Origin of the sequence: Pseudomonas sp. NFACC16-2 (assembly GCF_900119205.1) — a bacterium.
Lineage (GTDB): Bacteria > Pseudomonadota > Gammaproteobacteria > Pseudomonadales > Pseudomonadaceae > Aquipseudomonas > Aquipseudomonas fluorescens_Q.
The window spans coordinates 1-12,720 of record NZ_FPIX01000012.1 but is presented as its reverse complement, the minus strand read 5'-3'; the positions used below and the strand labels follow the sequence as shown (position 1 = coordinate 12,720).

The 12,720-nt window shown below is 59.7% G+C and carries 15 protein-coding genes; 10 read left to right on the top strand and 5 right to left on the bottom strand.

Annotation, left to right across the window (positions count from 1 at the left end):
• The first annotated feature begins 69 nt into the window (after positions 1-69).
• The gene (locus BT116_RS12515) at positions 70-693 is read left to right on the top strand and encodes a hypothetical protein (RefSeq protein WP_072343942.1); all 624 of its coding nucleotides are present in this window, start codon (positions 70-72) and stop codon (positions 691-693) included.
• 127 nt (positions 694-820) lie between these two features.
• Here the strand turns inward: BT116_RS12515 and BT116_RS12505 are convergent, their stop codons facing one another.
• Both BT116_RS12505 and BT116_RS31040 read right to left on the bottom strand, forming a co-directional pair.
• Positions 821-1,099: a short-chain dehydrogenase gene (locus BT116_RS12505; RefSeq protein WP_072343936.1), complete on the bottom strand. Its 279-nt coding sequence runs from the start codon at positions 1,097-1,099 to the stop codon at positions 821-823.
• A gap of 287 nt (positions 1,100-1,386) precedes the next feature.
• Positions 1,387-2,280 carry a hypothetical protein gene (locus tag BT116_RS31040; RefSeq protein ID WP_256572564.1) on the bottom strand — a complete coding sequence of 298 codons (894 nt, stop codon included), beginning with the start codon at positions 2,278-2,280 and terminating at the stop codon, positions 1,387-1,389.
• Positions 2,281-2,579: 299 nt separating this feature from the next.
• Here BT116_RS31040 and BT116_RS12495 point away from each other — a divergent pair, with 299 nt between their 5' ends.
• The 6 genes from BT116_RS12495 to BT116_RS12470 all read left to right on the top strand — a co-directional run bounded on the left by BT116_RS12495 (position 2,580) and on the right by BT116_RS12470 (position 7,945).
• Positions 2,580-4,769, top strand: coding sequence for a GAF domain-containing hybrid sensor histidine kinase/response regulator (locus BT116_RS12495; RefSeq protein WP_072343930.1), 2,190 nt, complete (start codon positions 2,580-2,582; stop codon positions 4,767-4,769).
• A gap of 90 nt (positions 4,770-4,859) precedes the next feature.
• On the top strand, positions 4,860-5,111 hold the full coding sequence (locus BT116_RS12490) for a hypothetical protein (RefSeq protein ID WP_256572556.1): 252 nt from the start codon (positions 4,860-4,862) through the stop codon (positions 5,109-5,111).
• Between the two features lie 374 nt (positions 5,112-5,485).
• Positions 5,486-5,896, top strand: coding sequence for a glycine zipper domain-containing protein (locus BT116_RS12485; RefSeq protein WP_072343927.1), 411 nt, complete (start codon positions 5,486-5,488; stop codon positions 5,894-5,896).
• A 421-nt stretch (positions 5,897-6,317) separates the two neighbouring features.
• Entirely contained in the window at positions 6,318-6,524 is a 207-nt protein-coding gene (locus BT116_RS12480) for a hypothetical protein (protein ID WP_072344274.1), read from the top strand.
• Between the two features lie 86 nt (positions 6,525-6,610).
• Positions 6,611-6,994, top strand: coding sequence for a hypothetical protein (locus BT116_RS12475; protein WP_072343924.1), 384 nt, complete (start codon positions 6,611-6,613; stop codon positions 6,992-6,994).
• A gap of 255 nt (positions 6,995-7,249) precedes the next feature.
• Positions 7,250-7,945 (top strand): HAD-IA family hydrolase, encoded by a 696-nt coding sequence (locus BT116_RS12470; protein WP_072343921.1) that lies wholly within the window; start codon positions 7,250-7,252, stop codon positions 7,943-7,945.
• 63 nt (positions 7,946-8,008) lie between these two features.
• Here the strand turns inward: BT116_RS12470 and BT116_RS12465 are convergent, their stop codons facing one another.
• The gene (locus BT116_RS12465) at positions 8,009-8,755 is read right to left on the bottom strand and encodes a 3-oxoacyl-ACP reductase family protein (protein WP_072343918.1); all 747 of its coding nucleotides are present in this window, start codon (positions 8,753-8,755) and stop codon (positions 8,009-8,011) included.
• Between the two features lie 125 nt (positions 8,756-8,880).
• On the opposite strand from BT116_RS12465, the gene BT116_RS12460 reads away from it, so the two are divergent.
• Positions 8,881-9,804 carry a LysR family transcriptional regulator gene (locus BT116_RS12460; protein WP_072343915.1) on the top strand — a complete coding sequence of 308 codons (924 nt, stop codon included), beginning with the start codon at positions 8,881-8,883 and terminating at the stop codon, positions 9,802-9,804.
• Positions 9,805-9,951: 147 nt separating this feature from the next.
• Here BT116_RS12460 and BT116_RS12455 read toward each other — a convergent pair whose 3' ends face one another.
• Both BT116_RS12455 and BT116_RS12450 read right to left on the bottom strand, forming a co-directional pair.
• The gene (locus tag BT116_RS12455) at positions 9,952-10,680 is read right to left on the bottom strand and encodes an aspartate/glutamate racemase family protein (protein WP_072343912.1); all 729 of its coding nucleotides are present in this window, start codon (positions 10,678-10,680) and stop codon (positions 9,952-9,954) included.
• 60 nt (positions 10,681-10,740) lie between these two features.
• Complete coding sequence (locus tag BT116_RS12450) at positions 10,741-11,481, bottom strand: phosphoadenylyl-sulfate reductase (RefSeq protein ID WP_072343910.1); 741 nt, start codon at positions 11,479-11,481, stop codon at positions 10,741-10,743.
• Positions 11,482-11,655: 174 nt separating this feature from the next.
• Between BT116_RS12450 and thrH the strand changes: the two genes are divergently transcribed.
• Both thrH and BT116_RS12440 read left to right on the top strand, forming a co-directional pair.
• Positions 11,656-12,273 carry a bifunctional phosphoserine phosphatase/homoserine phosphotransferase ThrH gene (gene thrH, locus BT116_RS12445; RefSeq protein WP_072343907.1) on the top strand — a complete coding sequence of 206 codons (618 nt, stop codon included), beginning with the start codon at positions 11,656-11,658 and terminating at the stop codon, positions 12,271-12,273.
• Positions 12,274-12,470: 197 nt separating this feature from the next.
• Positions 12,471-12,720: IS4/Tn5 family transposase DNA-binding protein (locus BT116_RS12440; protein WP_175497161.1), on the top strand; the 250-nt coding region annotated here is incomplete at its 3' end.

Here is a 12,720-nt window from a genome sequence, read left to right as displayed (position 1 = left end):
GCGACCAGAGACAATCCCGGTAGGTTTGCAGTTATCATCCAGCCACCATCCAAGAAAAGGACTTCACTGATGAAGCGTTTGTTCGCCTGCACCCTCCTGACACTGGCCGTCATCGGCTACGCCAAGGCCGACCAGAGCACCTTCGAAGAAACGAACCAGTGTTCGGAAGATATCGATTGTCAGGGCGATTTCATCTGCAAAAACGGCCAATGCGACAGCCCTCAGCTCCAGCGAAGCCCTGTTGCAAAAACCACCGTCAAGACTCAAGCCGCACCACCCGCGCCTCCGGGTGTTGCCTATCAACCGCTGCCCGTCAATACCGAGCGTGCCGGACCTTTCACTATGCAGACTGAGGCGATGACAACTGCGCTGAATTATCAATCGCGAGCGGGTGTGATGAACGTCATGGAATCCATCGTCGAGCAGGCCGAGTACACCGGTTATGTGACGATTGAAAAGGCTTATACGTTTGGTCCGAACAAGTATGTGCTGGTTGTTTCCACGGGGGAGGGTGGCAATGCTTGCCCGGCGTCGACCTATGTATTCAGTTTCGACACCCAGGCCGAGCGCGTTGATGGCAAGCGTGAAGTGGACGGGTGTTCTGAGTTGGTCGAGGCCATGGCGGAAGGGAACAAGCTCATGGTCAAGAAGGAAGGCGCTGCGACTGTTGTTTATAACGGGATTGTCGAGTAGTTCAGGTCGATGATGCAGCCGTGGCGAGGGAGCTTGCTCCCGCTTGAGTGCGCAGCGCTCATGAAAGGGGCCGCTGCGCAGCCCAGCGGGAGCAAGCTCCCTCGCCACAGGTTATCGGCGGGCAGGCTTATAGGGGGGAACCTGCCGGTGCCGCATCCAATCTTCGGGCAATCACATCCATCACGTCGCATCCATCACGCAGTGGGATGCAGCACAGTTGTGCGAGGTCCTGAAGGGTTGCGGGATCGATGGTCAATTCATCACGCATCGCCAGGTTCTCCAGGAATTGGGTGGCGGCACGGATTCGGTAGGCGGCTGAGTCGAGCAGGATGTGTAGCGGGGCGGTGGTATCGACGTAGAGGGGCTGGTCGTCGGCGTTGCTGGTAAGGCCCATGTATTGATTCATAAGTAAGCTCCACTGGATAGTTTTGCCCACTGCGGGTCGCCAAACCCGGTCGCCATTTGGGCGACGCGAAGACTATAGTCGCCACCGCGAAAAATACGCAAGGGATTGATAGGGAAGGGGATTCCCAATTACATGTAGGACGTTGCCATAGTTGTAAGCATCCGAACTGCACGTCTTACAGCTCGGTAGGCCATCACCTACATCTTTCGATGGGTAAATGTCATGAGAATGGGATGGAAGCTACGAGCGCAACTAGGTACGGATGGCGGGGCGGGATTTCAATATCGCTAGTAGAAAATCCCTGCGAGATTGCCGTTCTCTACGAATTCACGCGGCTCGCGTAAAACTTGCTCCAAAATTGCGGATCTCGAGCCGCTTTCCTGGCGTAGAAGGGTACCAATGAGTAAGCCTCTTTTAAACGTTGCGAGCCCTGCGCCCGCCTTTCGGCTTCCTGGATACTCAAGGCTCCACTTTGCCAGATTTCCATCCAAAAGCTGTCCGCCCGTAACGTCGCGGAAGGTTTTGCTTTCAAAGTCGTAGCAAGCATTTCGTACCTCCGGCACGTAGAAGGCTAAAGATTCATATGCTGTTTCAAGCATACGCTGGATATTGCCGATAGTATCATCGTCTATCCATTCGATCGACGGGATGCCTAACCGTTCATCACCGTCAATCTGGCGTTGATGGGGCCGGATGTGATTAGTCGTCCGTTGTTTTAGGGCAGAGGAAAGCATCGCGTCAGTCCGTCGGCGCACAGCAATGTCTGAAAGCCCCTCAGGATCACCAATGAATTCTCTTGTCGTATTCGCTGCAAATGCGCCTACCGCAGCGTAGATACCGTTACCTCCTCGACCGGGATCAACCAAACTGACGTCGATCCAAACCTCGCCAGGCGTCACCATCACCGAAAAATAGTGACCATTTGTTCCACCCGTACGGAAGGTATAGACCTCTGTATCGACGTAATGTTTTTCGGCGACGACACTTACGAGTTTAGTGCCAAGACTCACTTCTGGCATTAACTGGCGCAGATCTGTGGCATTGCTGTTTTGGTATAGAAATAGGTCTTCGGTTACTGCCAAGCTTTGTAAGCACCTGGCTGCAAAAGCATCATCGTGTGACTTGTCTCTTGCGGTATTTTCGTCTTCCAGGCCGCCCTGAACCCCTTCAATGTTCTCCATCAACACCAGATGCTCCTTCTACCGAGTCAGCAAACCCATTTGGCATCTGGGCAATCCCAAGACTATGAACGCCCCCATAAAAATCACGCAATAGATTGATGCGCAGGTCAATTCCCAACGATATGTAGGATATTTCTGTAGCCTCACCGCCCGTATCTGCCCATTACCCCCCATTTGCCCCCCGACGCCTCCCACAATCCAATCGCGCATTCCCATCCGGCGCGGGATAATACGGCCCTGCCTGGGGTCATAAGCGTTTCCCCCTTGTTGGTATTGGCGTCTCAGAAGGATCGAACGCAATGACAGATTGGCTTCAGAGCTCTGGAGAAATGGCTGAACGGGTTCGGCGCCATCCTTGGGGGGACACGCCGCTCGGGCCGCCTGCGCAGTGGCCTGATGTGCTGAAGACCACCGTGGCCCTGAGCCTTGCCTCGCATTTTCCCCAAGCCATCGTGTGGGGGCCGGATCTGATCACGTTGTACAACGACGCGTTCCTGCCGATCCTTGGCAGCAAGCCCGAGGCGCTGGGGCGGCGGTTCGATGAGGTGTGGCGGGAGGTCTGGAGCGATATCGGGCCGATCGTGCGCGCGGCCTTCGATGGGCAAGCGACCTTTATAGAGAACTTCCCCCTGGTCATCGAGCGCGGCGGCGGTCCCGAGCAGGCTTATTTCACGTTCTGCTACAGCCCCATCCGTGACCAGTTCGGCAAGGTCGTGGGCATGCTGGATACGGTTACCGAGACCACTTCCACGGTGTTCATGACCCAGCGGCTGGCGGTGCTCGATGCCATCGGCAATGCCGTGGCGAATGCCAGCGACCCGCAGAGCATCATGGCAGCCACCACACGGATCCTGGCGGCGCACCTGAACCTGTCCAATTGTGCTTACGCAGACATGGATGAGGACGAGGACGGCTTCACCATTCGTGGTGATTGGGCCAGGGTGGGTTCGCCCCATATCCTTGGGCATTATCGACTGGCTGATTTTGGCCGACTGGCGGTCACTAACCTGCGGGCCGGCAAGCCGCTGGTGATCAACGATAACCTCAAGGAACTGGCGCTGGAGGAAGCGGCGACGTTCCAGGCCATTGGCATCGCGGCCACCATCTGCGTGCCGTTGATCAAGGGCGGGCGATTGACCGCGTTGATGGCGATCCACGATAAAACGCCGCGGGTCTGGTCATCCTACGACCTGGCGCTGCTGATGGAAGTCACCGAGCGATCCTGGGCCCACATCGAGCGCGCCCGTGCCGACGCTGCCGTGCGCGAAGGCCTGGCGGCCCTGGCCGAATTGAACGCGACGCTGGAAGAACGGGTCGAGGAGCGCACCACGCGCTTGAAACAGACCGAAGCGGCGCTGCGCCAATCGCAAAAACTCGAAGCCATCGGCCAGCTCACCGGCGGCGTGGCCCATGACTTCAACAACCTGCTGACGATCATTCGTTCTTCGGTCGACTTCCTGCGCATGCCCAGCCTGTCCGAGGAACGTCGACAACGCTACATGACGGCGGTGTCCGAAACCGTGGAACGTGCCTCCAAGTTGACCAGTCAGTTGCTGGCGTTTGCCCGGCGCCAGCCGTTGAAGCCGCAAGTCATCGATGTGGGCAAGCAAATGCAGAGCCTGGGGGACATGCTGCAAACCGTCACCGGAGCACGGATCCAGGTTCACGTCGAGTTGTGCGATCGGCCCTGTTACATCCGGGCGGATCTGAGCCAGTTCGAGACCGCGCTGATCAACATGGCCCTCAATGCCCGGGATGCCATGAATGGCCAGGGCACGTTGTGGCTTCGGCTCAGTTGCGGCGGTGGCATGCCGCCGATCCGTGGTCATGCCGGTGCCGGGCAATCCTTTGCTGCCATTGCCCTGGCGGACACCGGTACCGGTATTGACTCGCCAGTGCTCGAGCACATCTTCGAACCCTTCTTCACGACCAAGGAAGTGGGCAAGGGCACGGGGCTGGGCTTGTCCCAGGTGTTTGGCTTTGCCAAGCAGTCCGGTGGCAACGTCGATGTTTCGACCGTGGTGGGCGAGGGCACGGTGTTCACCTTGTACCTGCCGGAGGTGGCGCCCGAGAAAAACCACGAGCCTGTCCGGGAAGAACACACGCATCTGCTGCCGGAAAAGGGCAAGCGTCGGGTGTTGATCGTGGAAGACAACCTGGAGGTGGGGCGTTTTGCCAACCAGATCCTTCAGGACCTGGGCTACGAAACCGCCTGGGCGACCAACGCCGAAGAAGCGCTGGAAATGGTCGGCCCGGATGCGATGGCATTCGATGCGATATTTTCTGACGTAATGATGCCGGGGATCAGCGGCATCGCCCTGGCTAGGGAACTGCGCCAGCGTCGCCCGGATTTGCCGGTGGTGCTGACCTCGGGTTACAGCGAAGAGTTGGCCCACAGCGGCCATGAGGGCTTTGAATTCTTGTCCAAACCCTATTCGGCCGATCAGGTTTCCCGGGTTTTAAACAGGACGATACTGGGGGCTGAATGAGTGTTTCCTTGTTGAAACAGTGAGTTCCATTCGTCGGCCAAGGGCTTTGTTGAATCAACAGTCTGTTGATGACCGACTAGTCTCATTGTCGTGACGGTCGATATTTTCAGGCAACCGGTTGTTGCCGGTATGGGCCTCGATGAAAGGGGAAAGGCAATGGGAGTACCGTACAGCGAGGAGAACACTGCCGCGTATCCGATCAATGAAGGGTTGCAGTGTGGCCAGTCGGCCTATCATGCAGATTTCGGTGACGAGCCGATCAAGTCCATCAAGACAAAGGTGGCCAAAGTGCAGCGAGGGGAGAAGGCCAAGTTCTTGCCCAGGGTCCCGGTCAGAAAGTGACGGCGGATCATGGTAGGGGAGCTTGCTCCCGCCGGGCTGCATAGCAGCCCTTTTTTTTGACCGTTTTTACGCTCCTGGGTGGGAACGTCGCCAGGGACGCTCCGCGTTCCGCTTCTGGGGTCTCTACGCAGATATTTTTCATCTTTTTTCAACGGGCGATTTCTTTCACGTTTCTTTCACAAGCAAGTACGTACTCTCAGCTCATCCGTTAGAAAGCAGTACCTGCCCGTTTCCCCAGCGGGCTTTTTTTTGCCTGTCATAAAATAAACCGCCGTTTCGTTGTCCAACCGTCATGGCTGACGCTGTCTGGCGTAAACTCGCGCCCGCGCGCACCGGCCATTTCTCCCCGATGCGGCATTTTTGAGGTTTCTATCATGCGTTTGACTTTGTCCACCTTGGTACTGGGGTTGGTGGTTGCCCAGGGCGCGATGGCTGCCGGCGACGGTACCGCCGCGGTCGGCGGTGGTCTGGGCGGTGTATTGGGCAACGTGGTCGGCCAGCAGATGGGCGGCAGCACCGGTGCCGCGATTGGCGCGGGCGTTGGCGGCGCAGCCGGCAGTGCGGTGGGCGCTCGCAAGGGCAGCCGCACCGAAGCGGCCATTGGCGGTGGCTTGGGGGCGGCCGGTGGTTCGGTTGTCGGTAACCGTCTGGGCGGCTCAACCGGCTCCACCGTCGGTGCAGGCATCGGCGGCGCGGCGGGCGGCGCGTTGGGTAGCAACCTGTCCAATGACAACGACCGTCATTCCAGTGGCAAGAAGTACAAGCACAAGAGAAAGCATCGTTAAGCGGATGCTTGGATGAAGAGACCCGGCCTTGTGCCGTGATGCTGTTCATCTGGAAAAAACGGCGCTTCTTTCAGAAATGGGAAGCGCCTTTTTTTGGGCTTCTTTTGGTTGAAAGTGTACGGACCGGACACATGGTTGACGGGTGTGCGGGGACATGGTTGACACTTTCCAGCGAGCCGCCGTAAGGGCGGAACCATAAGCGGCCGTTACCACAAAAACGGATATACACTCCAACCTGCCCCCCCAAAAAAACGGCAAATCAAAATCTCCGGAACGATTGCCATCCCCCCGCTTCGAACACATACATCCATCAACAATTGCGAGGTGTACCATGACGCCGCAAACGCAAGGCCAGGAAGAACAAGACTCCTCGGGCACGCCTGTCGTCAATGACCCGGGCAATGAAGACCCCGGGTCCCTGATGGATGACGCCCAGGTTCCCTTGATCGAGGAGGATGAAACCCCGGAATACCCGCTGCCTTCGCCCACCAACTCCCTGAGTCGCGACCAGCGTCCGCCCGATGACGATGCGGGCGTCGAGCAGGTACCCAGCGACGATGATGATGTCGAAGCGACCCCGGATGACCCGGACATCGCCGGTGACGATGCCTCCGGCAAGCCAAGCTGATCGCGGGCCGTCTGTCGATTCAGTGGCACCATCGTCCCGCCACGCGTGCCACACATCAGGTAAGGATCTTGAAAAGGAGACTCACCATGATGAAGTCCAACATGACAGCGCTGACACTCGCCGGGATTCTTTCGCTCAGTTCACTGGCCGCCTTGGCAGAATCTTCGGGCGGCACGCCCCCCGTGGACAAGGGCGGGATGCCACCTTCCACAGAAATGGAGGCCGGCTCCAATTCCGGTGCCAACGGTAACGCCTTGCCCCCGGGCTCCGTGAGCGGCGGGAACGGCGGCGATGCCAACGGCAGCAGCACCAGCCCCGGTACGGGTAGCGGTTCGATGAGTGGATCCAGCACGATGGGCGGTGCCGACGCCGGCGGTGGGACCAACGGAGGAACCGGTACCAGCGACAGCGGCAGCAGCTCGGGCGGCAGTGGCTCGGGGTCGGGCGGCTCCGGCAGCTCGGGACAATAACCATCCCTTCACACCCATCCGCTTTCTGTGGCGAGGGACCTTGCTCCCGCTGGGTTGCGAAGCAGCCCCCACGATCCTACGGTTGCTGCGCACCCGAGCGGGAGCAAGCTCCCTCGCCACGACCCCATCCATGGATTTCCCATTGCCGGTTCCAAGCCCCCTTCGTTATCCTGCTGAATCCTTTAAGGCGAACACGCTGTCCTGGCCGCACCTGAGCCATCCCTGGAATGTTGTGTTGATAACGGATCAGATGCGATGAATGCACCGCTGAAAGAGTTTGGCCCGATCAAAGCTGTGATTTTCGACATGGATGGGCTGTTGCTGGACACCGAGGGGATCTACACCGAGGTCACGTCCATCATCGCCGAGCGCTACGGGCGCACGTTCGATTGGAGCGTCAAGCAGAACATCATCGGGCGTGGGGCCACGGACTTGGCCAATTACGTCGTTCAGGCGCTGGAGTTGCCGATCACCCCCGAAGAGTTCCTGGTCATCCGCGAGCCCTTGATGCGCGAGCGCTTTCCTCACGCCCTGGGGATGCCCGGCGCCGAGGAGCTGGTGCGGCATTTGAAAGCCCACAACGTTCCGATTGCGGTGGGCACCAGTTCGTCGAGCCCTACGTTCGCATTGAAAACCACCTTGCACCGGGACTGGTTCGCACTGTTCGACTTCATCGTGACGGCGGACGACCCCGAGGTCGGCGCGGCGAAACCCGCGCCGGATATCTTCCTCACTGCTGCCCGGCGCCTGGGTGTCGATCCACGCGATTGCCTGGTGTTCGAGGATTCGCCGTTCGGCGTGACGGCCGCGAAAGCCGCCGGCATGACCGCCATTGCCATTCCGGATTCGGCCATGGCGGATGAAAAATACGCCCACGCCGACGGGATCATCCGCTCCTTGAAAATGTTCCAGCCCAGCCTTTGCGGTCTGCCGGAGTTGGAGTGGGTCTGACAGCGAAGGGCTGCTGCGCAGCCCAACGGGAGCAAGCTCCCTCGCCACAATGATCGGCTCGGATCAGGCGCCGAAACCACCGTCGATGGTCAGGCTGGCACCGGTGATATAACCTGCTTCCGGCCCTGCCAGGTAGGCGACGAAACTGGCGATTTCATCGACGTTGCCGTAGCGCCCGATAGCCATCAGCGACAGCAGGCTGGAGGCGAAGTCGCTGTCGGCCGGGTTCATGTCAGTGTCCACCGGGCCGGGCTGCACGTTGTTGACGGTGATGCCGCGTGGGCCGAGGTCACGGGCCAGGCCTTTGGTCAGGCCCACCAGCGCGGATTTGCTCATGGCGTAGGTCGCGCCGCCGGCGAAGGGCATGCGGTCGGCGTTGGTGCTGCCGATGTTGATGACCCGGCCACCTTCGCCCATGTGCCGCGCTGCCGCCTGGGTGGCGACGAACACGCTGCGCACGTTGACGGCCAGGGTCTGGTCGAAATCTTCGAGTTTGAATTCATCCAGCGGCCCCATGGCCAGCACACCCGCGTTATTGACCAGGATATCCAGCCGTCCAAACGCTTGGACGGTGGCGGCGACGGCGTTACGAACGGCGTCGGCGTCGGCGCTGTCTGCCTTGATTGCCAAGGCCTTGCCGCCCGCTGCGGTGATGCTGTTCTGCAGTTCTTCTGATTTTGCGCCAGAGCTGACGTAGGTGAAGGCCACGGCGGCGCCTTCCGCGGCAAGGCGTTTGACGATGGCGGCGCCGATGCCGCGAGAACCGCCCTGGATCAAGGCGACTTTACCGTTCAGTGCTTGGGTATTCATGATGTTCTCCAAAAAGTGCCGGGGCGAGCTGCCGCGGTGATGGAGCGAGTATCAAGAAGGTGCCGTGGGCTGTGTAGACCGCCATTGCTATAGTCTGTCTAAACCAAAAGTTTAGAGTGAGGCCCATGGAGACCTTCAACAGTATCGAATGCTTTGTGCGCAGCGCCGAAGTCGGCAGCTTTGCCGAGGCGGCGCGACGTCTGAGCGTGACCCCGGCCGCGGTGGGTAAAAGCGTCGCCAAGCTGGAGGCGCGAATGGGCGTACGCCTGTTTCAGCGCAGCACCCGCAGCCTGAGGCTGACCGAAGCCGGCCAGTTGTTTCTGAGGGAAGTCGGCAGCAGCTTCAACACCATCCAGAACGCCGTCGCCAACCTGGCCAGCGCCGGTGGGCAACCGACGGGAACGCTGAAGGTGAGCATGGGCACGGCGTTCGGTCGATTGTATGTCGTGCCGTTGCTGGGGGAATTTCTGCGACGTTATCCGGCGATCAACCCGGACTGGCATTTCGATAACCGCCAGGTAGACCTGATTGGCCAGGGGTTCGATGCCGCCATCGGCGGTGGTTTCGAGCTGCCCCAGGGCGTGGTGGCGCGCAAGTTGACGGTAGCTCATCGGGTGCTGGTTGCATCCACGGACTACCTGAACACTCACGCTGCATTGGTGGAGCCGGAAGATCTGGCGCAGCACCAGGGCATCCTGATTCGCTCGCCACAAACCGGCCGCGTGCGTTCCTGGCAACTGACCAGCCGAACCCAGCAACACAGCCCGCTCATGCTCAAGACCCGCATGACCATGAGCGATTCAGAAGCCGACTGCGCGGCCGCGGCCCAAGGGCTGGGCATCGGGCTGGTGAGTATGCCGGTGGCCGTGCCTTACCTGGAGTCCGGCGCGCTGCAACGGGTGCTGCCGGACTGGTATGTCGACGATGGCAACATCTCCATCTACTACGCCGAACACAAGCTGTTGCCAGGCAAGACCCGGGCGTTCGTGGATTTCATCATCGAGCAGTTTGCCGAGCAGGGGTTGGCGCGGCGGTTTAGTGCGGTTTGAGCGGGGCACCAGACCGAGTTGGGCCGAATCGCGAGCAAGCTCGCTCCCACAGTTGATGGGTGCTGATCAGAAGTTTTGTGAACACCACCCACCCTGTGGGAGCGAGCTTGCTCGCGATTCGGGACACTTCGGTCCAAGCCTGTGAACTCACCGCCCAAACCGCCCCGGCCAGCCAATGATGGTCTTGGGCCGAGGCGTCGCGTAGGTGCGCACTTTCGATGTCGACAACCCCAGCCGCACCAGCGATTCAGCAATGGTCACCGCCGCCGTCACCCCATCGACCACCGGCACGCCGGTGCGCTGGCGGATCTGCTCGTCGAGCCCGGCCATGCCGCCGCAGCCCAGGCAGATCACTTCGGCCTTGTCCTGGCTCACTGCCAGTTCCGCCTGCTGCACGATGGCGTCAATCGCCCGTTGCGGGTCTTGCTCAAGCTCCAGCACCGCCAAACCACTGGCCCGTACCGAGGCGCAGCGGTCGAACAGGCCGGAAAGCTTGAGCCGGTCTTCGATCAGCGGCACGGTGCGGTCCAGGGTGGTGACCACCGAATAAGCGTGGCCGAGGAACATGGCGGTACTGGCACCGGCATCGGTGATGTCCACCACGGGCACGTTCAGCAGTTCTTGCAGACCTTCGCGGCCATGCTCGCCGTAGCCGGCCTGGATCACCGCGTCGAACGGCTGGTCGTAGGACATCACCCGGTCCATCACCGCAATGGCCGCCAGGTAGCTTTCAAAATTGCCCTCGATGGAATCGGCACCGAAATGCGGCGTGAGCCCGACGATTTCGGTGCCCGGCGCGGCCACGGCCTGGGCCTGGCGGGCGATGGCCTGGGTGATGGATTCGGTGGTGTTGACGTTGACCACGAGAATTCGCATGAGCTGTCCTTTTCGATGCAAAATAAAGCGGCCCCAGGCCTCCGCGGTGCTGCGGTTTTTTCAAGCCTTGGATTTGCTGATGATATTCCCGGCGTGCAGCCCGCATTCTTTCTGCGTGGCTTCTTCCCACCACCAGCGGCCTTCGCGCTCGTGCTGGTTCGGCAGTACCGGGCGGGTGCAGGGTTCGCAGCCGATGCTGATGAAGCCGCGTTCATGCAGGCTGTTGTAAGGCAGCTCGAGCATGCGGATGTAGCCCCAGACTTCTTCGCTGGTCATCTGCGACAGGGGGTTGAACTTGTACAGGGTGCGCTCCGGGGTGGAAAACGCCGTGTCGATTTCCAACACCGCCACCTGGCTGCGGGTGCCGGGGCTCTGGTCACGGCGCTGACCGGTGGCCCAGGCGCGGACATCGGTCAGTTTGCGTCGCAGGGGCTCGATCTTGCGGATGCCGCAGCACTCGCCGTGACCGTCCTTGTAGAAGCTGAACAGGCCTTTTTCCTTCACGAAGGGTTCAAGTTTCGTGTAGTCCGGCGAAACCAGCTCGATGTCGATCTTGTAGTGCTCGCGCACCTGATCGATGAAACGATAGGTTTCCGGGTGCAGGCGGCCGGTGTCGAGGCTGAACACCTTGACGTTCTTGTTCAGTTTCCAGGCCATGTCCACCAGCACCACGTCTTCGGCGCCGCTGAACGATATCCACAGGTCGTCGCCGAACTCGGCGAAGGCCAGCTTGAGGATGTCCTGGGGGGACTTGTTGGCATAGGTCGTGGCGAGTTCCACGACGTCGAACGATGGGCTCATCAGGGCGGTTTCCTACAGGTCGGTGGCGCTGGGCGCTCTATATGGGGTTGATGGTAACAAAAGCTGTCGGGGCTGGCGCGTTCCTGTGCGTTGCGCAGGCTTCGACGAATGGCTAGAGTCGGCAAGCCTTTTGTTCGCTCAACCGATAAACATCAGAAAAAATGGGAGTGTCTTGTGGAAATTGCCTGTCTCGACCTGGAAGGTGTGCTGGTCCCGGAGATCTGGATCGCCTTCGCTGAAAAAACCGGGATTGACTCCCTCAGGGCAACCACTCGGGACATTCCCGACTACGACGTGCTGATGAAGCAACGGTTGCGCATCCTCGATGAACACGGCCTCAAGCTTTCCGACATCCAGGAAGTCATTGCCACCCTCCAGCCGCTGGACGGCGCCATCGAATTCGTCGACTGGCTGCGCGAGCGCTTCCAGGTGGTGATTCTGTCCGACACGTTCTATGAGTTTTCCCAGCCGTTGATGCGCCAGTTGGGCTTCCCGACATTGCTCTGCCATCGCTTGATTACCGATGACAGCGGGCGGGTGACCGGCTACCAGTTGCGTCAGAAAGATCCCAAGCGCCAGTCGGTCCTGGCTTTCAAGAGCCTGTACTACCGCGTGGTTGCGGCGGGGGATTCCTACAACGACACCACGATGCTGGGTGAGGCCGACGCCGGGATTCTGTTCCATGCGCCTGAAAACGTGATCCGTGAATTTCCGCAATTCCCGGCGGTGCACACGTTTGCCGAGTTGAAGCAGGAATTCCTCAAGGCCTCGAACCGCAATCTCAGCTTGTAAACCAGAGCAGGTTGTTGATCGTTCCCACGCTCCGCGTGGGAATGCATCTAGTGACGCTCTGCGTCACAAGCGGACGCAGAGCGTCCAAGGGGCGGCATTCCCACGCGGAGCGCTCATCGTTCTACATAACTCTGTTTTCAAGTATTTTGGGAATTCGGAGAAATGGAGAACGATGATTGAATTGGGCACAGGACGAAATGAAAACCGCCGACTTGGGTGATGGCCGTTTAAATGCCAGGCTCGCCAGCTTTTTAGGACGCCTAGCCGATCATCCCGGCAACAGCATCCCGACCGCTTGTCGAGGGCTGGCAGAAACGACGGCGGCTTATCGATTTCTTGATAATGAGAAAGTCACGTTCCAGAAGGTGTTGCAGCCCCATCAGGACGCGACCCTGCAACGGATGCAATGCAGTCCCGTGGTGCTGTTGGCGCAAGATACGACCGAGA

Excerpts from the sequence above, each read along its gene's own strand:
- BT116_RS12475 (WP_072343924.1), top strand. The coding sequence starts at position 6,611 with ATGATGAAGTCCAACATGACAGCGCTGACACTCGCCGGGATTCTTTCG.
- BT116_RS12495 (WP_072343930.1), top strand. The coding sequence starts at position 2,580 with ATGACAGATTGGCTTCAGAGCTCTGGAGAAATGGCTGAACGGGTTCGG.
- BT116_RS12485 (WP_072343927.1), top strand. The coding sequence starts at position 5,486 with ATGCGTTTGACTTTGTCCACCTTGGTACTGGGGTTGGTGGTTGCCCAG.
- BT116_RS12450 (WP_072343910.1), bottom strand. The coding sequence starts at position 11,481 with ATGAGCCCATCGTTCGACGTCGTGGAACTCGCCACGACCTATGCCAAC.
- BT116_RS12505 (WP_072343936.1), bottom strand. The coding sequence starts at position 1,099 with ATGAATCAATACATGGGCCTTACCAGCAACGCCGACGACCAGCCCCTC.
- BT116_RS12480 (WP_072344274.1), top strand. The coding sequence starts at position 6,318 with ATGGATGACGCCCAGGTTCCCTTGATCGAGGAGGATGAAACCCCGGAA.
- BT116_RS12465 (WP_072343918.1), bottom strand. The coding sequence starts at position 8,755 with ATGAATACCCAAGCACTGAACGGTAAAGTCGCCTTGATCCAGGGCGGT.
- BT116_RS12470 (WP_072343921.1), top strand. The coding sequence starts at position 7,250 with ATGAATGCACCGCTGAAAGAGTTTGGCCCGATCAAAGCTGTGATTTTC.
- BT116_RS12515 (WP_072343942.1), top strand. The coding sequence starts at position 70 with ATGAAGCGTTTGTTCGCCTGCACCCTCCTGACACTGGCCGTCATCGGC.
- BT116_RS12460 (WP_072343915.1), top strand. The coding sequence starts at position 8,881 with ATGGAGACCTTCAACAGTATCGAATGCTTTGTGCGCAGCGCCGAAGTC.
- BT116_RS12455 (WP_072343912.1), bottom strand. The coding sequence starts at position 10,680 with ATGCGAATTCTCGTGGTCAACGTCAACACCACCGAATCCATCACCCAG.
- BT116_RS31040 (WP_256572564.1), bottom strand. The coding sequence starts at position 2,280 with ATGGAGAACATTGAAGGGGTTCAGGGCGGCCTGGAAGACGAAAATACC.